General features: G+C 68.1%; 16 protein-coding genes and 2 pseudogenes. 8 read left to right on the plus strand and 10 right to left on the minus strand.

Annotated features, from left to right (window positions below; genetic code table 11):
* Positions 1-173 precede the first annotated feature (173 nt).
* Both adiC and LMA02_RS26750 read left to right on the plus strand, forming a co-directional pair.
* Positions 174-1,700, plus strand: a complete 1,527-nt coding sequence (gene adiC, locus LMA02_RS26745; protein WP_228908189.1) for an arginine/agmatine antiporter — start codon at positions 174-176, stop codon at positions 1,698-1,700.
* A gap of 2 nt (positions 1,701-1,702) precedes the next feature.
* Complete coding sequence (locus LMA02_RS26750; RefSeq protein ID WP_228908190.1) at positions 1,703-4,042, plus strand: Orn/Lys/Arg decarboxylase N-terminal domain-containing protein; 2,340 nt, start codon at positions 1,703-1,705, stop codon at positions 4,040-4,042.
* Positions 4,043-4,108: 66 nt separating this feature from the next.
* On the opposite strand, the gene LMA02_RS26755 is transcribed toward LMA02_RS26750, so the two are convergent.
* Complete coding sequence (locus tag LMA02_RS26755; RefSeq protein WP_228908191.1) at positions 4,109-4,837, minus strand: hypothetical protein; 729 nt, start codon at positions 4,835-4,837, stop codon at positions 4,109-4,111.
* A gap of 167 nt (positions 4,838-5,004) precedes the next feature.
* Positions 5,005-5,979, minus strand: a complete 975-nt coding sequence (gene ftrA / locus LMA02_RS26760; RefSeq protein ID WP_228908192.1) for a transcriptional regulator FtrA — start codon at positions 5,977-5,979, stop codon at positions 5,005-5,007.
* A gap of 111 nt (positions 5,980-6,090) precedes the next feature.
* Between ftrA and LMA02_RS26765 the strand changes: the two genes are divergently transcribed.
* Together LMA02_RS26765 and LMA02_RS26770 are read left to right on the plus strand one after the other, a co-directional pair.
* Positions 6,091-6,510 carry a rhodanese-like domain-containing protein gene (locus tag LMA02_RS26765; protein WP_228908193.1) on the plus strand — a complete coding sequence of 140 codons (420 nt, stop codon included), beginning with the start codon at positions 6,091-6,093 and terminating at the stop codon, positions 6,508-6,510.
* Between the two features lie 90 nt (positions 6,511-6,600).
* Positions 6,601-6,927: a superinfection immunity protein gene (locus LMA02_RS26770; RefSeq protein ID WP_228908194.1), complete on the plus strand. Its 327-nt coding sequence runs from the start codon at positions 6,601-6,603 to the stop codon at positions 6,925-6,927.
* Between the two features lie 15 nt (positions 6,928-6,942).
* Here the strand turns inward: LMA02_RS26770 and LMA02_RS26775 are convergent, their stop codons facing one another.
* The 5 genes from LMA02_RS26775 to LMA02_RS26800 all read right to left on the minus strand — a co-directional run bounded on the left by LMA02_RS26775 (position 6,943) and on the right by LMA02_RS26800 (position 11,307).
* Positions 6,943-8,124 (minus strand): cytochrome P450, encoded by a 1,182-nt coding sequence (locus LMA02_RS26775; protein WP_228908195.1) that lies wholly within the window; start codon positions 8,122-8,124, stop codon positions 6,943-6,945.
* A gap of 164 nt (positions 8,125-8,288) precedes the next feature.
* Positions 8,289-8,552: a YodC family protein gene (locus tag LMA02_RS26780; protein ID WP_228908196.1), complete on the minus strand. Its 264-nt coding sequence runs from the start codon at positions 8,550-8,552 to the stop codon at positions 8,289-8,291.
* Positions 8,553-8,885: 333 nt separating this feature from the next.
* The gene (locus LMA02_RS26785; RefSeq protein ID WP_228908197.1) at positions 8,886-9,746 is read right to left on the minus strand and encodes an isocitrate lyase/PEP mutase family protein; all 861 of its coding nucleotides are present in this window, start codon (positions 9,744-9,746) and stop codon (positions 8,886-8,888) included.
* 291 nt (positions 9,747-10,037) lie between these two features.
* The gene (locus tag LMA02_RS26795) at positions 10,038-10,898 is read right to left on the minus strand and encodes a MurR/RpiR family transcriptional regulator (protein WP_228908198.1); all 861 of its coding nucleotides are present in this window, start codon (positions 10,896-10,898) and stop codon (positions 10,038-10,040) included.
* A gap of 55 nt (positions 10,899-10,953) precedes the next feature.
* On the minus strand, positions 10,954-11,307 hold the full coding sequence (locus LMA02_RS26800) for a YgiW/YdeI family stress tolerance OB fold protein (protein WP_228908199.1): 354 nt from the start codon (positions 11,305-11,307) through the stop codon (positions 10,954-10,956).
* A gap of 226 nt (positions 11,308-11,533) precedes the next feature.
* On the opposite strand from LMA02_RS26800, the gene LMA02_RS26805 reads away from it, so the two are divergent.
* From LMA02_RS26805 to LMA02_RS26815, 3 genes and pseudogenes are all read left to right on the plus strand, one after another.
* The gene (locus LMA02_RS26805; RefSeq protein ID WP_228908200.1) at positions 11,534-12,196 is read left to right on the plus strand and encodes a response regulator; all 663 of its coding nucleotides are present in this window, start codon (positions 11,534-11,536) and stop codon (positions 12,194-12,196) included.
* Complete coding sequence (locus LMA02_RS26810; protein WP_228908201.1) at positions 12,193-13,569, plus strand: ATP-binding protein; 1,377 nt, start codon at positions 12,193-12,195, stop codon at positions 13,567-13,569. Before LMA02_RS26805 ends, LMA02_RS26810 begins: the two co-directional genes overlap by 4 nt.
* A 137-nt stretch (positions 13,570-13,706) precedes the next feature.
* Positions 13,707-13,796 (plus strand): annotated as a pseudogene (locus tag LMA02_RS26815) (antibiotic biosynthesis monooxygenase); the annotation flags it as partial.
* 792 nt (positions 13,797-14,588) lie between these two features.
* Here LMA02_RS26815 and blaPEN-bcc read toward each other — a convergent pair.
* Positions 14,589-15,482 carry a PEN family class A beta-lactamase, Bcc-type gene (blaPEN-bcc, locus tag LMA02_RS26820; RefSeq protein WP_228908202.1) on the minus strand — a complete coding sequence of 298 codons (894 nt, stop codon included), beginning with the start codon at positions 15,480-15,482 and terminating at the stop codon, positions 14,589-14,591.
* 116 nt (positions 15,483-15,598) lie between these two features.
* On the opposite strand from blaPEN-bcc, the gene penR reads away from it, so the two are divergent.
* Positions 15,599-16,489, plus strand: a complete 891-nt coding sequence (gene penR / locus LMA02_RS26825) for a beta-lactamase transcriptional regulator PenR (protein WP_228908203.1) — start codon at positions 15,599-15,601, stop codon at positions 16,487-16,489.
* Positions 16,490-16,983: 494 nt separating this feature from the next.
* Here penR and LMA02_RS26830 read toward each other — a convergent pair whose 3' ends face one another.
* On the minus strand, positions 16,984-17,235 hold the full coding sequence (locus tag LMA02_RS26830) for a hypothetical protein (RefSeq protein WP_011659343.1): 252 nt from the start codon (positions 17,233-17,235) through the stop codon (positions 16,984-16,986).
* A 98-nt stretch (positions 17,236-17,333) separates the two neighbouring features.
* Positions 17,334-19,557, minus strand: a pseudogene (locus tag LMA02_RS26835) (glycogen debranching N-terminal domain-containing protein).
* Positions 19,558-19,702: the final 145 nt, after the last annotated feature.

Below are 19,702 nucleotides of genomic sequence, written 5' to 3' on the forward strand. Positions count from 1 at the left end.
TTTCAATGACATTGATCAACATTTAACTCATTAAATGCTAGCGTTTACCATTAAAAAATCGATTAAAGATATAACATGACGTCGTTTAATAAAACGGCGATCCATTCCGGAATCGTCGACCGGCGCCGGGCCGCGCCACCTCAACCGCATCACGTCCATTCAAGGAGCCCCGCATGTCCGATGCCAGCTCGTCCTCCTCCCGCTCCGCCGCCGCACCAGCCGCGATTTCCGCGCCGAAAATCGGCGTCGTCCCCGCCACGCTGATGGTCGCGGGCAACATGATGGGCTCCGGCGTCTTCATGCTGCCCGCGAACCTCGCCGCCACCGGCGGCATCGCGATCTTCGGCTGGCTGATCACCGTGGTCGGCGCCGTGTCGCTCGCGCTGGTGTTCGCGAAGCTCGCGGCGATCGACCCGGCCGCCGGCGGCCCGTATGCGTACGCGCGCAAATCGTTCGGCCCGTACATCGGCTACCAGACCAACCTGATCTACTGGCTCGCGAACGTGCTCGGCAACGTCGGCCTCGCGGTCGCCGGCCTCGGTTATCTGACGCACTTCTTCCCGATGCTGCGCGACCCGCTCGTGTTCGCGCTCGCCCAGATCTTCGTGATCTGGCTGTTCACCTACGCGAACATCCTCGGGCCGAACGTCGTCGGCCGCGTGCAGTCGGTCACGACGATCTTCGCGCTCGTGCCGATCCTCGGGATGGCCGTGTTCGGCTGGTTCTGGTTCAGCAAGGACGTGTACTTCGCCGGCTGGAACGTGTCGGGCGCGAGCAGCTTCAGCGCGATCGGCGCGACGCTGAACTTCACGCTGTGGGCGTTCATCGGCGTCGAGAGCGCGTCGGTGTCGGCCGGCGTCGTCGAGAACCCGTCGCGCAACGTGCCGATCGCGACCGTCGGCGGCGTCGTGCTCGCGGCGGTGTGCTACGTGCTCAGCTCGACCGTGATCATGGGGATGATCCCGAACAAGGCGCTGCTCGCGTCGAGCGCGCCGTTCGCGGATGCCGCGCGCCTCGCGCTCGGCGACACCGCCGCGAACGCAGTCGCGATCTGCGCGGCGCTCGGCTGCCTCGGCTCGCTCGCGGGCTGGACGCTGCTGGTCGGCCAGACCGCGAAGGCCGCGGCCGACGACGGCCTGTTCGCCGGCGTGTTCGCCCGCGTCAACTCGAAGAACGTGCCGTCGGCCGGCCTCGCGATCGTCGCGGTGATCATGTCCGTGCAGGTGCTCGCGACGATGTCGCCGAGCGCGAGCGAGCAGTTCGGCAAGATCGCGTCGATCGCCGTGATCATGACGCTGCTGCCGTACATCTACTCGTGCATCGCGATCAAGGTGCTCGGCTACGGCAAGATGCCGTCGCACCAGTTCACCTTCTACACGATCGTCGGCCTGATCGGCGCGGTCTACGCGCTGTGGGCGATGGTCGGCTCCGACGGCCAGCAGACGCGCTGGTCGCTGATCTTCGTGATCGCGACGATCGTCTTCTACGAGCTGTCGATCAACCGCCAGCGCGAAATCGAGGAAACCCATGTCCATCCGGGCGGCCGTTCGCCGCGCTGGGTGCGCTATCTCGCGCTCGGCGTCACCATCGTCGCGCTCGTCGCGACCTTCTGGATCTCGGTGGGCCGACACGAGGCCGACATTCTTCACGCCCGCTCGCCGGCCGCGGGCGTCCAGGCAACCCAGCAAACGGGGGAATAACCATGACCGCTACCTTGACCCAACCGGCGTTTCGCCGCCTCGGCATGAAGGCGCTGCTCGTGCAGCACGATATCGACGAACGCACGGCCACCGGGCGCGCCGCCACCGCCCTCGCCGAAGAATTGCGCGCCCGGCTCGTCGATGTCGTGATCGCGACGTCCGCCGAAGACGCACGCGCGGTGGTGGACGCCGATCCCGCGATCCAGTGCCTGCTGCTCAACTGGGAGCTCGGCAACGATCCCGATCACGCGCCCGCGCAGGCCGTGCTCGACGCGATGCGCGCGCGCAATGCGACGGTGCCGGTGTTCCTGCTCGCGAGCCGCGCGAGCGCGGCCGCGATTCCCGTCGACGCGATGCGCAAGGCCGACGACTTCATCTGGATGCTGGAGGACACCACCGCGTTCATCGGCGGGCGGATCGTCGCCGCGATCGAACGCTATCGCGAGACCGTGCTGCCGCCGATGTTCCGCGCACTCGCGCAGTTCTCGCGCGTGTACGAATACTCGTGGCACACGCCGGGCCACACGGGCGGCACCGCGTTCCTGAAATCGCCGGTCGGCCGCGCATACTTCGAATTCTTCGGCGAAGCGCTGTTCCGCTCGGACCTGTCGATCTCGGTCGGCGAGCTCGGCTCGCTGCTCGACCACTCGGGCCCGATCGGCGAAAGCGAACGCTACGCGGCGCGCGTGTTCGGCGCGCACCGCACGTATCACGTGACGAACGGCTCGTCGATGTCGAACCGCGTGATCCTGATGGCGAGCGTCACGCGCAACCAGGTCGCGCTGTGCGACCGCAACTGCCACAAGTCGGCCGAACATGCGATGACGATGTCGGGCGCGATTCCGACCTACCTGATCCCGTCGCGCAACCATTACGGGATCATCGGGCCGATCATGCCGGAACGGCTCACGGCCGCCGCCGTGCGGCTCGCGGTCGACGCGAATCCGCTCGCGCGCGGTCGCGACGGCATCGATCCGACGCCCGTGCATGCGCTGATCACGAACTCGACCTACGACGGCCTCTGCTACAACGTCGCGCGCGTCGAGGAACTGCTCGGCCAGAGCGTCGACCGGCTGCATTTCGACGAAGCCTGGTACGGCTATGCGCGCTTCAACCCGATCTACCGCGACCGTCACGCGATGCACGGCGATCCGTCGCAGCACGACACGAGCAAGCCGACCGTGTTCGCGACGCAGTCGACGCACAAGCTGCTCGCCGCGCTGTCGCAGGCATCGTTCATCCATGTCCGCAATGGCCGCAACCCGATCGAGCATGCGCGCTTCAACGAGGCGTACATGATGCACGCGTCGACGTCGCCAAACTACGCGATCATCGCGTCGAACGACGTGAGCGCCGCGATGATGGACGGCCCCGGCGGCGAAGCGCTGACGACCGACGCGATCCGCGAGGCCGTGTCGTTTCGACGGATGCTCGCGCGGCTGCACGCGGAATGCGAGGAGAACAACGACTGGTTCTTCAACGGCTGGCAGCCGGACACCGTGGTCGACCGCAAGACGGGCCGGCGCGTGCCCTTCCATGAAGCGGACGAAACGCTGCTCGCCACCGATCCGTCATGCTGGGTGCTGCATCCGGGCGACACGTGGCACGGCTTCGGCGAGATCGAGGACGACTACTGCATGCTCGACCCGATCAAGGTATCGATCGTCACGCCGGGCGTCGCGCCGCACGGCGGCCTGATGCCGGTCGGCATTCCGGCGTCGGTCGTCACCGCGTATCTGGACCGGCACGGGATCGTCGTCGAAAAAACGACCGACTTCACGATCCTGTTTCTGTTCTCGCTCGGCGTGACGAAGGGCAAGTGGGGCACGCTCGTCAACACGCTGCTCGACTTCAAGCGCGACTACGACGCGAACGCGCCGCTCGAACAGGCGCTGCCGGAACTCGTCGCGCGTTATCCGGACCGCTACGGCAAGCTCGGCCTGCGCGAGCTGTGCGACCTGATGTTCAGCGCAATGAGCGACCTGAAGACGACCGAGATGATGTCGCGCGGCTTCTCGACGCTGCCGCAGCCCGACTTCAGCCCGGCCGAGGCGTTCGAGCATCTCGTGCACAACGACATCGAGATGCTGGAGCTGTCGGAGATGGCGGGCCGCACCGTCGCGACGGGCGTCGTGCCCTATCCGCCCGGCATTCCGCTGCTGATGCCCGGCGAGAACGCGGGGCCGGCCGACGGGCCGCTGCTCGGCTACCTGAAGGCGCTCGAGCAATTCGACCTGCGCTTCCCCGGCTTCACGCACGATACGCACGGCGTCGAAGTCGAGGACGGCGTGTACCGGATTGCATGCATCCGGCAAGTCGATCGCAAGACCAACACGCGCTGAGCGTGTGCGTCGCGACGCCGCGCCGGCAACACGCGGCCGGCATCGCGACGCTCGATGACCCGCCGGTTACGCCGGCAGCCGCCCGACCCACTCGGCAAGCTGCGCTTCGCCGTCTTCATCGAGCTTGCCCTTCAGTTCGCCGTACCACGGCGCGATCGCGTCGGCCGGCTGCGTGGCCTTCAGGATCTCGAGACTGTTCTCGAGGAATGAAGAAAAGAACGGAATGCCGCGCAGATGGAGGAAGGTCGAGTCGGTGATGCGCACGTGGCCGTACACGTCGCGCACCCATGCGAGGTGCGGCAGCGCCTCGCGCAGGTGGCCGCTTTGCATCAGCGCGGAGATGAAGTTCACGCGCGCGCCGACATCCGACTGCTCGTGCGTGTCGTGATTGACCTCGGCGGCCTTCTGCAGCCACGCTTCGCCGCGCTCCACTTCATCGCACATCACGGATGTCGTCGCGAGCTGCACCGCGTTGTGCGCGCTCGGCTCGTGGTCGAACAGCGCGAGCCAGTACGGAAACGCTTCCGGGTAACGCTTCATCGCCGAGTACGACAGCGCACACAGGCGCGCCGCATCGGCGAGCCGCTCCGCATGCGGCGCGGCGGCCGCGATCGCGGCTTCGTGCCGGCCGGCCTGGAATGCCTTCAGCGCGGGCGCGAGTTCCGGTGCGATGTCGGGGCCGTCCTGCCCGGCGGCGTCGGGTGCTTCCGGCGCGTCCGACGCTTGCGTCGAAGGCGCGGGCGATGCCGCTTCGTCACGCGGTTTCTTTCCGAACAGCTTTCCCAGCAGGCCCATGATGATTGTCCTTGTCGTTGTGAGGGGGCGATGGCGGCGTCCTGCAGCGGCGCGGAATGCGCGGCATGCGTGGATCGCCGCACGGCGACCGCCATCTTACGCGCGCTCGAAGTCGACAAGAAGTGCCCGACGGCCGGGCACCGCCGTTGCAGGAGCAGACGCGACGTTCACGCGTCCGCGGGCCTGACGCCGCGATCCATCCCGCGCCGGTACGCGGCGGGGCTCGTCGCCGCGACGCGCCGGAAATGCCGGCGCAGCGACTCCTCGGAACCGAACCCCGAGCGCGCGGCAATCTGCGCGAGCGACAGCGCGGGATGCGTTTCGAGCATGTCCTTCGCGATATTCACGCGCTCGCGGATCAGCCACATGAGCGGCGACATTCCCGTCGCCTCCGCGAACTGCCGCTGCAGCGTGCGCGTGCTCATCGCGGCCTGCGCGGCCAGCGACGCGAGCGTGTGCGGTTCGGCCGCATGCGCGCGCATCCAGTCGATCAGCTTCGCGAGCCGGTCGCCGCCGCCCGGGGCGACCGGGCGCGGCACGAACTGCGCCTGGCCGCCATCGCGATGCGGCGGCAGCACGAGGCGCTGCGCGACGCGGTTCGCGATCGCCCCGCCATGATCGCGGCGCACGAGATGCAGCAGCATGTCGAGCCCCGCGGCCGAGCCGGCCGACGTGACGATCTGCCCTTCGTCGACGTACAGCGCGTCGGGATTCACGCGCAGCGCCGGATAGCGCGCCTGCAGGCGCTCGGCGTAACGCCAGTGCGTCGTCACGGTCAGCCCGTCGAGCACGCCGGCCGCCGCGAGCACGAACACGCCCGAGCAAATCGAACAGAGCCGCGCGCCGCGGCGATGCGCGGCACGCAGCTTCTTCAGCAACGGTTCCGGCGGCCGTTCGTCCGGATCGCGCCAGCCGGGAATCACGATGGTGTCCGCGCGATCGAGTGTCGCAAGCCGGTACGGCGCGGCGACCGTGATGCCGCCCGCCGCGCGCACGGGCCCCGGCTCGCTCGCGCACACCGCGAAGCGATACCAGTCGACGCCGAGTTCCGGGCGCTCGAGCGCGAACAGTTCGACCACGCAGCCGAATTCGAAGGTGCAGAGGCGATCGTAGGCGAGCGCGACGACGAGATGATTTTGCATGGCGCGATGTTACCGGAACTTGTCGATCGCGCCACTGCCGGAAAAGCCGGCGAACCGCGATACTGCCCTTCATTCCGGCGCATTCCGCGCCGTCCTGATGGAGCGCCTTTGATGTCATACGTAACCGACGTACCCGCCGCCGACAGCGCCGCCGCCCTCGCGCACTTCGAAGCGTCGCTGGGCTTCGAGACCGATTGCTGGGACGTGCACGACGCGCTCGCGTCCGGCGCGCCCGATTTCGTGCTGCTCGACGTGCGGAGTCCGGAACTGTTTTCCGCCGGCCACGTGCCGGGCGCCCGCAACCTGCCACACCGCAAGATCGTCGCCGGCAAGCTCGCCGCGCATCCGGCCGACACGCTGTTCGTCGTCTACTGCGCGGGCCCGCACTGCAACGGCGCCGCGCGTGCGGCGATGCGGCTCGCGCGCCTCGGCCGCCCCGTGAAGCTGATGATCGGCGGCGTCACCGGCTGGCTCGACGAAGGTTTCGCGCTGAGCAACGATGCGGGACGGAAGGACGTCGCCGCGCGCTGATCGTCACTAAAACCGCAACAATCAATTGCCAGCACACAACCGGAAAAAGCGCGACAATCAGCCTCATTGCAGTTCGGATGGAGCGGCAACATGCAACACGCAGTCCTGATTCAGGTGGTCGGTTCGGTCGCAGCGATCGCGCTCTATTTTCTCCCTGCCGTCGTCGCCGACCGGCGCGGCCGGCACGACAAGCTGATGATCGCGATGTTCAACGCCCTGTTCGCGTGGACGGGCATCGGCTGGCTGATGACGCTGTACTGGGCCTGCCAGCCGAACCCGCAGACCGACGTCGCGCAAACCATCCTCGCGAAGCGCCGCGGCAGCAGCATGCGGACCTTCTCGACCGGTCTCGTCGAACGCGTGCAGCGCCGCGTCGCCGCCCAGGAGCAATGGGCCGAGAAGCAAGGTTGCCGTTAAGTCCCGCTATTCCGCTTACCTCGCCGGGCCGAACTTCGGCATCCTGACGTTGGTCGACGCCCGGTAGTCCCACACCAGCCCGTCGCGCGGCGCCTCACCGCCCGCGCGCAACCATGCCCCGAATGCCCCGGCCGTCACCGCCCGCGCGATCCGCTCGCCCGGGCAACCGTGCGGCCCCGTGCCGAACCCGAAGTTCGGCCCCGGCGCGCGGCCCGGCAGCAGCCGATGCGGCTCGCGATGCACGGCCGGGTCGCGGTTCGCGGCCGCCAGCACGACCAGGATGGCTGCACCGGCATCGACGGTCACCCCCTCGATCGTCGTGCGCGACGCGACGAAGCGCCGCGTGTTCTGCACCGGCGAATCGTATCGGCCGACCTCGGCGACGAATGCGTCGAGCGCGGCGGTGTCCGGCATTGCGCGTTCGCCACCCGCCACGTCGTCCGTCGTGCCGTCCCACGCAACCAGTACATTGCCGAGCCACGCGGCCGTGGCCTCGCACGTCTGCGACAACAGCCCGACGAGATTCGCGACGAGCGCACCACTCGCGTGCCAGCCGGCGGCAGCGGCCGCCTGCTGAATCGCCGCGACCCATGAGCCGTCCTGCGCACGGGTGCGCGCGACGCGCTCCGTCATCCGGTCGAGCAGTTGCCGCGCGGCTTCGCTCGCGCGGGCCAGCGCCGCGTCGTCGGACAGCGGCGACAGCGCGGCGACGAAGTCGACCACCAGCGCGGCGATGTCGTCGAGCTGCGCATCGTCGAAACCGAGCAGATCGGCGACCGCGCAAACGGGCACCGACAGACACCAGGCATTCAATGCATCCGCGTCATACGGCGCGCGCAGCCGGCTGCCGGCCAGCTGTGCGGCACGCTCGCGCAACGCGCCTGCGTCGATCGGCGCGCACGCCGCGCGCAGCGCCTGCTTCGGCACGTCGTGCCGCAATGCGCCGTCGTTCATGCGCACCAGTTCGCCGAACAGCGCGCCTGCCGTCGTGCCGCGCAACGCGGGCGGCACCGGCGCATCGAGTGGCCTGACGCGGCACGCCGGATGGCCGAGCACGGCCGTCACGCTCGCAGCCCGGCTCGCGACCCAGAGGCCGAGCGTGGCGTCGAACGCGAGCGGCGGGCCGTCGACGAGCGTCGCATAGTAGGGATAGGGATCGCGGTGCGTCACCGCGGCAATCGGATCGGTCGGGTTCATGCGTGAAGTATCGGCGCGCCGGGCCGCCGCATGTTTCCGGATGACGTGAAATGTCGAGGTTGCCCCGGTGGGGCCGGCAGTGCGACCGCTGCTGCACGGCAACATACGGGCGGCAAGCGGCGCCGCGCCGTAATGAATGCGGCGGGATGCGGCGGGCTGCAGCGTCAGGCCGCCGACCGGTAGCGGTGCGCCTGCATCCGCAAACGGACGCGCCCGGCGGAAATCGCGCGCGGCTCAGCCACGACCGTCTCGTGGTGAAACATTTCCTGCCGGAAGTGGCCGCTCTCGTCGAACCACTGGCAGATCAGCCAGTCGGCATCGTCGAACACGACCGGCCCGGCATAGGTGACGGTCATGCGTGGGCCGCCGGTTTTCAGCGTCACGACATCGCCAACGCGAAAGCCGCGGTGATTTTCTCGGATTGTCATCGCTCTCTCGATTTTTTATATATTCATTTTCCAGCGGCCTGCCGGCCGCTCCCTCGGATAGGCCGCAGATTACCAATCCCAAAAATAACCGGCAACTCCCGAAACCAAAAAAATTATCGCTCGGAAAATCGCAACAATACGTGGCATCGGTACACCTGACAGGCATCTGACACCAGAACTGGCGCGGCTTGCGCCGACTGCTGTCGACCAGCCGGAATGCGGAGAATAAACGATGTATTTCTCGACGTCATCGCGACTTTAAATCAGTCGCGATTTCGGTTGATTACTATCAATCGATTTTCGGCTGGAAACGTTCCCACGTTTTATCAGCGGTCATCGCGGAAACTGAATATGTGAATTATCCGGCGCCGAAAACCAGCGATCGAGGTCGCGGCCCGACACCGCCGCCTGCGCGAACGTAAATGTGCCGTCGCGCGCCATTTCCGTCGCGGCGCGAAGGAACGCGCCGAGCGCGGCACGCGCCAGTGCGCCGCCGACGCTGACGCGCTTCACGCCGAGCGCCGCGAGCGCATCGAGGCTCAGCAACTCGCCCTGCAGCCCCATCACCACATTGACCGGCGCGCCGACCGCGTGCGTGACCGCCGCGATGTCGTCGGCGTCGTTCAGGCCCGGCGCGTACAGCACGTCGGCCCCCGCGTCGCGGTACGCGACCAGCCGCGCGATCGTATCGGCGAGGTCGCGCCGGCCGTGCAGGTAGTTCTCGCAGCGCGCGGTCAGCGTGAACGGAAACGGCAGCGCGCGCGCCGCGTCGACCGCCGCCGCGATGCGCTCGACTGCCGCGTCGTGCGGATAGATCGGCGCGTCGGCGCGGCCGGTCGCATCCTCGATCGAGCCGCCCACCGCGCCGGCATCGGCCGCCAGGCGGATCGTCTCGGCGACCGTGTCGGGCGCGTCACCGAAGCCGCTCTCGAGATCGGCGCTGACCGGCAGGCCGCCCGCCGCGACGATCTCGGCGATGTGGCCGAGCATTTCGTCACGGCCGATCGCGTTGTCGGGCCGCCCTCTCGAATAGGCAAAACCGGCGCTCGTGGTGGCGAGCGCGTCGAAGCCGGCCATCGCGAGCAGCCGGGCGGAACCGGCATCCCAAGGGTTCGGGATGATGAAGGCGCCGGGGCGCGTATGCAGCGCGCGGAAGGCTTCGGCGTGGCGGAACTGCACGTTGGAATCGGACATCGCTGTCTCCTTGGAACGGGAGATACCAGCATAGGCGCGCGCGGTACCGCGACGGTTCGCGCCGCGGTGAAATGTCGATGTCGATGCCAGAACCTCGCGTGCGCGGTGCGCCGCCGGTCATGCCGCCGCTCAGGAACCGAGCTTCTTTGTCAGGAGAATGTGCGACTGCGCGGCCGGACAGTCCGGCGGTCGGGCTGTTCGCCGCAGCGGACATAACCGCGCTGCTCGCAGAACGGCCGCGCCTGAAAGTCGAACGTGTCGAGCATTGCGCCGTGACAGCCGCGCGTGCGGCTACACGACATACGCGCCCTTCGCATGCAGTTCCGCCTCGGTGCGCTCGAGCGCCGCGACCGCATCGCTGCCTTCGAGCGCGAGCAACTGCGCGACCAGCGCTTCGGCCATCGCATGCGCGGCGACCAGCGACGGAAAGAACGACGGGCTGTCGTGCGTGAAGATCAATTGCGCGTCCGCATGCAGCGCGATCGGCGACACCGCGCTGTCGGTGATCGCGACGATCTTGCTGCCCTGCGCCTTCGCCGCCTGCGCAACGCGCGTCGCTTCCGCCGAATACGGCGCGAAACTGACGATCACGGTCACGCTCTGCTTCGCGATCGTGCGCAGCTCCATCTCGAGCGAGCCGGCGACGCCGTTGAGCAGCGACACGGTCGGCCGGAACAGCCGGTAGCCGTATACGAAGCCGAACGCGACCGGATAGCACGACCGGAATCCTGCGACGTGCACGTGCGATGCCTTGCGGATCAGCTTCGCCGCGTCGGCGAGCGCGTGCTCGTTCTGCGCGGCGGTGGCGGCGAGATTGTGTTGCTGGGCGGCCAGCAGATCATGCGCGAGCGACGCCTTCGCGTCGGGCCGCACGAGCGAACGCGCACGCTGCGTGAGCGGCTCGGGACGCGTGCGCACGCGCGCGACGCACAGGTCGCGCAGCTCGTTCCAGCCGGGGAAACCGAATTGCTGCGCGAGCCGCACGAGCGACGCGGGTTGAACCTGCGCGCGCTGCGCGACCTTGCGCATCGACGAGGTGGCGACCTCGTCGGGATGATCGAGCAGAAATGCAGCGCCCGCCTGGAATTGCGGGCTCAGTTCGGAAAATTGCGCCCGGATCCGGGACGCGAGTTCATCGAAATTGGCAGCCATCTGGGTGAGAACGGGAACCGGACGTCCATGGTATCACCGGCCCCGCGCACACCGGTCAGCGCAGCACTTCGACGTGGTCGGCATCGACCTTCACACGGCCCGACCATTTGCGCTCGAACTCGCCGGTCACCTTCACTTCGTTCTTGTCGCTGACGGGCTGGCCGGCGGCCCACAGCTTGTGATCGATCTCGACGCGGATCGTGCCCGTCGTGTCGGCGAACTCGTAATCCTCGCCGCCGACGTGCTTGACGATGCGCCCCTGCAGCTGCACGTGCTGATCGTCCTTGCCGTTCGCGAGGAGTTCCTTCACGGTGGTCGTCGTCAGCGCGGACGGCCCGGTGTATTGCGCATAGACGGCAGCCGGCAGCACCGCGAGCGCGACCGCCAGGATTTTGGCCAGGTGTTTCATGATTGCGATCCTCTTGCTTGATGGGACGCCGCGCTCCGTTGAACGCGACGGCCCAAGATTACGGACCGTAAGATTAAGCGAGCCTGAAGGCCGTGCCGACGCGACACGGCGCCGCATAGGACGCGTACGAAAGCGCGGCCGCCGCCGCCGTTTAAGCTCGGCCTAAGACGGCTGCGCTTATCATGGAAACCCCGGGCGCCCGTGCCCGCCAACAGAACACGAATCCATGCGCGTACTGCTCGTCGAGGACGATCCGCTGATCGGCAGCGGGCTCGAACAGGGCCTCAAACAGGAAGGCTTCGCGGTCGACTGGGTCAAGGACGGCGACGCCGCGTCGCTCGCGCTGCGCTCGACCGCCTATGGCCTCCTGCTGCTCGACCTCGGGCTGCCGAATCGCGACGGCCTGTCGGTGCTCGCGTCGCTGCGCCGCCGCGACGAAACCCTGCCCACGATCATCATCACCGCGCGCGACGGCGTGCCGGACCGCATCGCCGGCCTCGACAGCGGCGCCGACGACTACCTCGTCAAGCCGTTCGTGCTCGAGGAACTGCTCGCCCGTATCCGCGCGGTCAACCGCCGTCATGCGGGGCGCGCACAAACGACGCTCGCGATCGGCCCGCTGCGGCTCGATCCGGTAAAGCACCTGGTCTGGCTCAACGACGACGAAGTCACGCTGTCGCCGAAGGAATTCGTGCTGCTGCACGAACTGATGCGCGACCCCGGCGCGGTGATCTCGCGCGAACAGTTCGAGGAACGGCTGTACAGCTGGGGCGAGGAAATCGAGAGCAACGCGGTGCAGGTGCACATCCACAACCTGCGCAAGAAACTCGGCCACGACATGATCCGCACGGTGCGCGGCGTCGGCTACCGGATCGGTGACGGCGCATGACGCGCGTGCGACTCGCGATCGAGCGCTGGCGCAGCGCGTCGCTGCGGCGGCGCCTGTTGATGTGGCTGCTGCCCGCCGCATGCGTGATCGGGCTGGTCGCGAGCGCGGGCACCTACTGGGGGGCGCTGCGCGAGCTCGACGATCTCCTCGACGACCAGATGCGCAGCATGTCGAAGCAGATCGTCGTCGGCCCGAACGGCGAGCTGTCGTTCCGCGACCATGGCGACGGCAAGCACGACTTCGAGGCCAGCGATCCCGACGCCGTGCTGCTGCAGGTCTGGCGCAACGGCACACTGGTCTACTCGACCGATCGCGAGTCCGCGCTGCCGCCGCCCGCGCAGACGGGCGTCGCGAGCGTCGACGTCGGCGGCCAGCCATGGCGCACCTATGTGACCGAACGCGGCGGCACGACGATCCGGCTCGCGCAGGCGCGCCATGCGCGCTGGGAAGCGATCGCGGGCATCGCGGTGCACCTGCTGTGGCCGGTGTTCTCGATGCTGCCGGTGCTCGCGATCGGGCTGTGGTTCGGCATCGGCGCGGGGCTGCGGCCGCTGCGCACGATCGCATCGGGCCTGAAGCGCAGGAATGCGAACAATCTGGAACCGGTCGACGTCGCGTCGATGCCGAACGAGGTCCGGCCGCTCGCCGAAGCAATCAACGACCTGCTCGCGCGGCTCGACCGCTCGTTCACGCTACAGCGCCACTTCATCGCCGATGCCGCGCACGAGCTGCGCACGCCAATCATGGGGCTGTCGATCCAGTCGCAATTACTGCGGCGCGCGGCGACCTCCGACGAACGCGAGCAGATCCTCGCGCAGATCCACGCGGGCACGACACGCCTGGGCCACCTCGCCGAGCAGTTGCTGACGCTCGCGCGCCTCGAACCCGATGCGCAGGCGGGCGCATCGGCCTCCACGCCGGTCGATCTCGCCGCGCTGTGCCGCTCGGTGGTCGCCGACCGCACGCGCGTCGCCGATGCGCACCGGATCGACCTCGGCGCGATCGTGTCGTCGCCGGTGATGGCCGCCGGCAATATCGATACGTTGCGCGTACTGCTGAACAACCTCGTCGACAACGCGATTCGCTACGCGGGCGACGGCGCGCGCGTCGACGTGTCCGCGCGCCTCGATGGCGCCACCCCCGTACTCGAAGTCGCCGACGACGGTCCCGGCATCCCGGAAGCCGAGCGCACGGAAGTCTGGGAGCGCTTCTATCGCGGCGAAGGCGCGCAGGCCGCCACGGCGTCGGGCAGCGGACTCGGGCTGTCGATCGTCAAGCGGATCGCCGAACAGCATCGCGCGACGGTCGCGCTCGGCACGACGCAAGGCGGGCGCGGGCTGACCGTGACGGTGCGCTTTCCCGTGCCGGCCTGACGCACGCCGGATGCGCGGCTTGTCCACAGATTGTGTTGGCAAGCTTGTGGACAACCTGCCGCTAACGGCAGCAAGCCATTGATCCGAAAGAACTTGGCGGTCGTGCGCAGCGAATGCGCCGTCCGGGGCGAACTTGCGTCGCGAAGCGCTCGGCCTATCCGTCGTCCGCCGTCGCGAGCACGCACTTGTTCCAGAAAGTCGCCGTGGCGGGCATTTGCACTGCGTGAGCGAACGCATAAGCCAATGCACGAGCCGGCGCACCGCGTACGGGTGGCACGATGTGCCATGCGGCCCGATCGCGATCGCGGAGTTCTCCACAGAAAATGTTGGCAAGCTTGTGGATATCCTGCGCACCACAACGCTAAGCCCTTGATCCGACGGACTTTGGCACGCGTGATGCAGACGCGGCCCGCAACGGGCCGTCACATGCGCCGGTTCGCCGCACATCGCATCACGATGCCACGTCGGCGCCCCGGCGACGCACGACGCGTCCGTCACTTACCCACAGATTTTGTTGGCAAGCATGTGGATAGCCTGCGCATATCGCGATCAAGCGCTTGATCCGAAACGCTTTGTCCGCGCCGCTTCGAATGCGGCACGCGGTGGGTGACGGGCCACCGGCGGCCGGCAAAACGCCGCTCGCGCACCGTCACGCGATGCGCAACGCCGCCTGTCGCGCGTGCCACGCCGCTTGTCCACAGATTTTGTTGGCAAGCATGTGGATAGCCTGCGCATACCGCAATCAAGCGCTTGATCCGAAAGACTTTGTCCGTGCCGCTTCGAACCGTGCAGGCAGGCCCGCACAACGCCTGCCGCATGCGATCGCGGCGCTCGCCGCGCGATGAACGCGACCGGTGGCGGGCTTGTCCACAATTTTTGTTGGCAAGGATGTGGATATCCTGAGCATGCGTGACCTAAGTCGTTGATCGCACAACGTTTCGACATGGCGGTCACGACTGCGGCACGGCGTGCCTCCGTCGCTTCATCCATCCATCGATCACGCACGCCGCGCCGCCCGCTCAAGCGAGCGTCGCAACCGCGATGCGTGCGGCCGCCGCGATCACGTCGTCCTTCGGCTTCGCATCGGCACGCGCCTGCGTGTAGTACACGGCGAGCACGATCGGCGCGCGCGACGGCAGCCAGATCACGCCCGCATCGTTCGTCGTCCCGTAGTCGCCGGTGCCGGTCTTGTCGCCCACCTGCGACCCGGCCGGCACGCCCGCGCGAATCCGCTTGTCGCCGACCTTGTTGCCGCGCAGCCATGCAACGAGCTGCGCACGCTGCGCGGGCGGCAGCGCGTCGCCGAGCGTGAGCACGCGCATGCTCGCGGCCATCGCGGCCGGCGTCGTCGTGTCGCGCGGGTCGCCCGGCAACGCCGTGTTCAGTTCGGTCTCCCAGCGATCGAGCCGGAACGCGTCGTCGCCGATCGAGCGCGCATACGCGGTCACCGCCGACGGTCCGCCGATCAGCTTCATCGCGAGATTCGCGGCCGAGTTGTCGCTGTACTGGATCGCCGCCTCGCACAACTCGGCGACGGTCATCCCCGTGCCGACATGCTTGCCCGACACCGGCGAGTAGTTCACGAGATCGGACGGCCCGTAGGTCACGCGCTGCTGCAGCAGCCCCGGACGCTCGACGCTGCGCGCGAGCACCGCCGCGCCCAGCATCGCCTTGAACGTGCTGCAGAACGGGAAGCGCTCGTCCGCGCGATGCTGCGCGCGCCGGCCGCTCGCAGAGTCGATCGCGCACACGCCGAGACGGCCGCCGGCCGCGTGCTCGAGCGCGGCGAACGACGTCGCGGACGAAACGTCCTGCCCCGCGGCCGGCGACGACGCGCATGCGGTGACGGTCAGGACGAGCGGCGCCGTCGCGGCGGCCAGCAACAGGGTTCGACGTTGCGATGAGTAGGTCATGTCAGGTCTCTCGTGGTGGAATGGATGCGAAACGGCCGGCCGGCGAGACAGCACTATCGTGACTTTACGGTTGCCTGACAAGCAACGATAATTGAGCGCTGCCACAAGAAATTCTTATGACGAAGCTCCGCCCTCATCTTCCGCTGAATGCATTGCGCGCGTTCGAATCGTCGGCGCGCCACCTGAATTTCACGCGCGCCGGCCTCGAGCTGAGCGTGACGCAGGCGGCCGTCAGTCAACAGGTGCGCTCGCTGGAGGAACGGCTCGGCTGCGCGCTGTTCACCCGGCTGCCGCGCGGCCTCGGGCTCACCGACGAAGGACGCGCGCTGCTGCCGGTGCTCAGCGACGCATTCAGCCGGATCGAAACCGTGCTCAAGCAGTTCGACGGCGGGCGCTTCCACGAGGTGCTCACGCTCGGCGCGGTCGGCACCTTTGCCCTAGGTTGGCTAATGCCACGGTTGAAGCGCTTCGGCGACACGCACCCGTTCGTCGAGTTGCGGCTGCGGACCAACAACAACGTCGTCGACCTCGCGGCCGAGGGCCTCGATTTCGCGATCCGCTTCGGGGAAGGCAACTGGCCGGCGACGCGCAACGAGCGGCTGCTCGACGCGCCGCTCACCGCGCTGTGCGCGCCGGAGATCGCGCAGCGCCTCGCAGCGCCGGCCGATCTCGCGAACGAAACGCTGCTGCGCTCGTACCGCACCGACGAATGGCTCGGCTGGTTCGACGCCGCGCAGCTCGAGCCATGGTCGGTCAACGGGCCCGTGTTCGATTCGTCGCGGCTGATGGTCGAGGCGGCGATGCAAGGCGCGGGCATCGCGCTCGCGCCGGCCTGCATGTTCGCGCGCGAACTGCAGCTGGGCCTGCTCGCGCGGCCGCTCGACATCGACGTGCGCGCGGGCGGCTACTGGCTCACGTCGCTGAAGTCGAAGCCGCTCACGCCGGCGATGACGCTGTTTCGCGACTGGATCGTTGCGGAAGCGGCCGGCGCCGCACCGGTCGAATGACGGGCCCGGCTTGTCCACAGATTTTGTTGGCAAGGATGTGGATATCCTGGGTACCCGGGCCCTAACTCGTTGATCGAGCACGATTTACGGCGACGACGCACACATCGGGCAGCCCGTGCGCACGGGGTTCGACGCAGCGGCCGCCGCCCGCGGGATCGTCAACCATCAGGAAGCAATCAGGTGAGACTTATCCACAGATTTTGTTGGCAAGCCTGTGGATATTCCACTGATGTGACACGTAACATCCTGATACAAAAGGGGATTCAGTAGATCGTGCCCGGCAGGTCAACGACGCGGCATCGTTGGCGACCTCGCAGCGTGTGCTGCGCGTCCGAATCGGGGCGGCCGGGTTCTCCACAGATTGTGTTGGCAAGCTTGTGGATATCCTGCGCACCAGATGGCTAACTCATTGAGCGCACGGGGTTTTGTGCGCGCCGCGCAGGATTGGGCAGCCCCGGCGCGGGCCGTGCGGCCGGCGCCGGGGCTGCGGTTCGTCAATGCCGGTCGAGCCCGCTGCGCAATTCGCTCGCCTTGTCGCGCAGCGCCTCATAGCCCGAGCGCGCATGTTCGGGCAGGTCGGGATCGCCGATCAGCGCGCCGAGCGTTTCGATCAGGCTGAACAGGATGCCCTTCGCCGCCCCCGCCGCGATGCTCTGCGACTCGATCGACTTGTGCAGGTGGTCGACCGCCGCTTCCAGATTCTCGAGCTTCTGCTCGCCATCGTCGGGCCGATTGTCGGTCGTCATCGTAGTTGCCTCCCGTATCGTTCAAGGGTCATGTCACGATTCTATGCCGCTGCGCGCGAACGTGGCGCGACATCGCGCAACGTCCGCGCGCGCCTGCGCTACAGCAGCGCGACCACCTTCACACGCCCAGGCTGCGCCGCCGCGACCACCTGGCCGTCGACCCGACGGAAGGTCAGCGAGACGGTTTCGTCGCCGACGCGCAGGTCGTCGATGCGCAGCCAGTCGACGCCTTCGGGCAGCGTCGGGCGCTCGACCCGCACCTCGTGGCGCGCCGCGTCGACGCTCACGCCCAGACACGCCTGCAGCATCATGAACGGCGCACCGGCCGCCCACGCTTGCGGCAGGCACGCGACCGGATAGGCCGTCGGCGGTTCGCCGCGCCGGCGCGGGAAACCCGCAGAACAGCTCCGGCAGCCGCATCTCGAAGCTGACCGCCGCCTCGAACAACGCGCGCAGCAGGTTCACCGCGGCCGTCTTGTCGCCGTAGCGCGCGAGCCCGCGCGCGATCAGCGCATTGTCGTGCGGCCACACCGAACCGTTGTGATAGGCCATCGGGTTGAAGCGCGGCTGGCCGGCCGCGAGCGTGCGGACGCCCCAGCCTGTCTGGAACAGCGTCGAGCCGAGCACGCCCGCGACCGCCGCGCCGCGCTGCGCGTCGGGCAGCCCGAACGCGAGCAGATGGCCCGCGTTCGACGCGAGCACGCGGCACAGATCGCCATGACCATCGAGCGCGATCCCGTAGAACTGGCCGTCCGGCATCCAGAACAGCGCGTCGACCTGATCGCGCAGCGCCTTCGCGCGCAGTGCATAGCGCGTCGCATCGGCCGCGTGGCCGCGCCGGCGCGAGCACATCGACATCGCCTCGAGCGCCGCGCACGCATACGCCTGCACTTCGACGAGCGCGATCGGGCCGTCCGGGAAGCGACCGTCCGCGTGGAACACCGAGTCGTGACTGTCCTTCCAGCCCTGGTTCGCGAGGCCGCGCTCCGACGTGCGCTGGTAATCGAGCAACCCGTACGGATTGCGGTCGCACTTGTCGATCACCCATTGCGCGGCACGCTCGAGCGCGGGCCACAGCTCGTCGATCAGCGCATCGTCGCCGGTATGTTCGACGTACGCGCCCGCGAGCACGATGAACAGCGGGGTCGTGTCGACGCCGCCGTAATACAGCGCGAACGGCACCTCGCCCGTCGCGGCCATCTCGCTGCGGCGGAACTCGTGCATGATCTTGCCGGGCTCGGCGTCGCGGAATGCGGAGGTCTCGCGCGCCTGATGCGCCGCGAGAAAGCGCAGCACGCCGCGCGCGAGCGACGGTTGCAGCCACAGCATCTGCAGCGACGTGATCACCGCGTCGCGGCCGAACGGGGTCGAGAACCACGGAATGCCCGCATACGGATACGGCCCGGTATCGAGCTGCGTCGTGAGCAGCCCGAGATCCGCGAGCGACCGGTCGAGCCACGCGTCGAACAGCGGATTGCCGGTGTGCACGCGCGCCATCGACTCGCGTCGCGAACGCATCTCGCGATGCACGCCGACGAGCGCGGTGCGCAGCGCGACACGCCCGCATCCCGGGTCCGCGCCGTGGTGCGCCGAATCGAGCGTCGCGTCGACGGTCAGGTAGATCGACACGCATGCCTGCGCGGCGATCGTCAGCGTGTAATCGGCACGATCGACCGACAGCGCGTCGGGCGCCGGCGAGAAATGCACGGTCACGTTGCGCTCGACTTTGTCGAGGCCGTCGTAGCGCAGCCGCACCGCACCTGCGTCGACGCGCGGCGCGCCCACCGTGCCGCGCTTCGGGCGCAGCGTGCCGCGCACTTCGAACATGTCCTTGAAATCCGCCGCGAACGACAGCGACAGCGGCACTTCGGCCTCGCTCGCGCCGTAGTTCGTCAGCGTCAGCGCTTCGTACAGCACGTCGCCCGCGAGCACGCGCGTCCGTTCGATGTGGATCACGCCCTCGGGCGTCTCCTTGCCGCCGAGCGGCGGCAGCGGGCGGTTCGTCAGGTGCGCGGTAAACGACGCGTTGTCCGCGCTCGTCGCGCCCGACAGCAGCGACGGCGCGCGCCCGCCGAAGGTCAGACGCCATGTCGACAGCACGCGCATGTCGTCGACGAACAGGCCGTCGTCGTGCCCGCTGATGTCGCCGAGCGCGTCGCCGACCACGAACGCGTCGCCGGATTTCAGCACGTACTGGTTGTTGCGCGCGAGCGCCTGCGGATCGGCTTCGGGTGCGATGAATGCGGGGCCGGACGCTTGAGTCGGAGGGAGAGGCGCGACTTGCGGCGCCTGCGTCGTGGTGGCTTCGGCGTGATTCGGCATCGATGCTCCTGTGTCGAGGCGCAACGCGCGGCGCGCGTCGCGTGTTTCGCACAGGATAGGCCAGAACGGGGAATGCGCGCAGCGACGAACACGACGCGGACGCCATGCGACGTTGCCGTCGCCGCATGGCGTCGCGCACAGACCT

It is taken from the genome of Burkholderia sp. B21-005 (assembly GCF_020843965.1).
GTDB classification, from domain to species: Bacteria; Pseudomonadota; Gammaproteobacteria; order Burkholderiales; family Burkholderiaceae; genus Burkholderia; species Burkholderia ambifaria.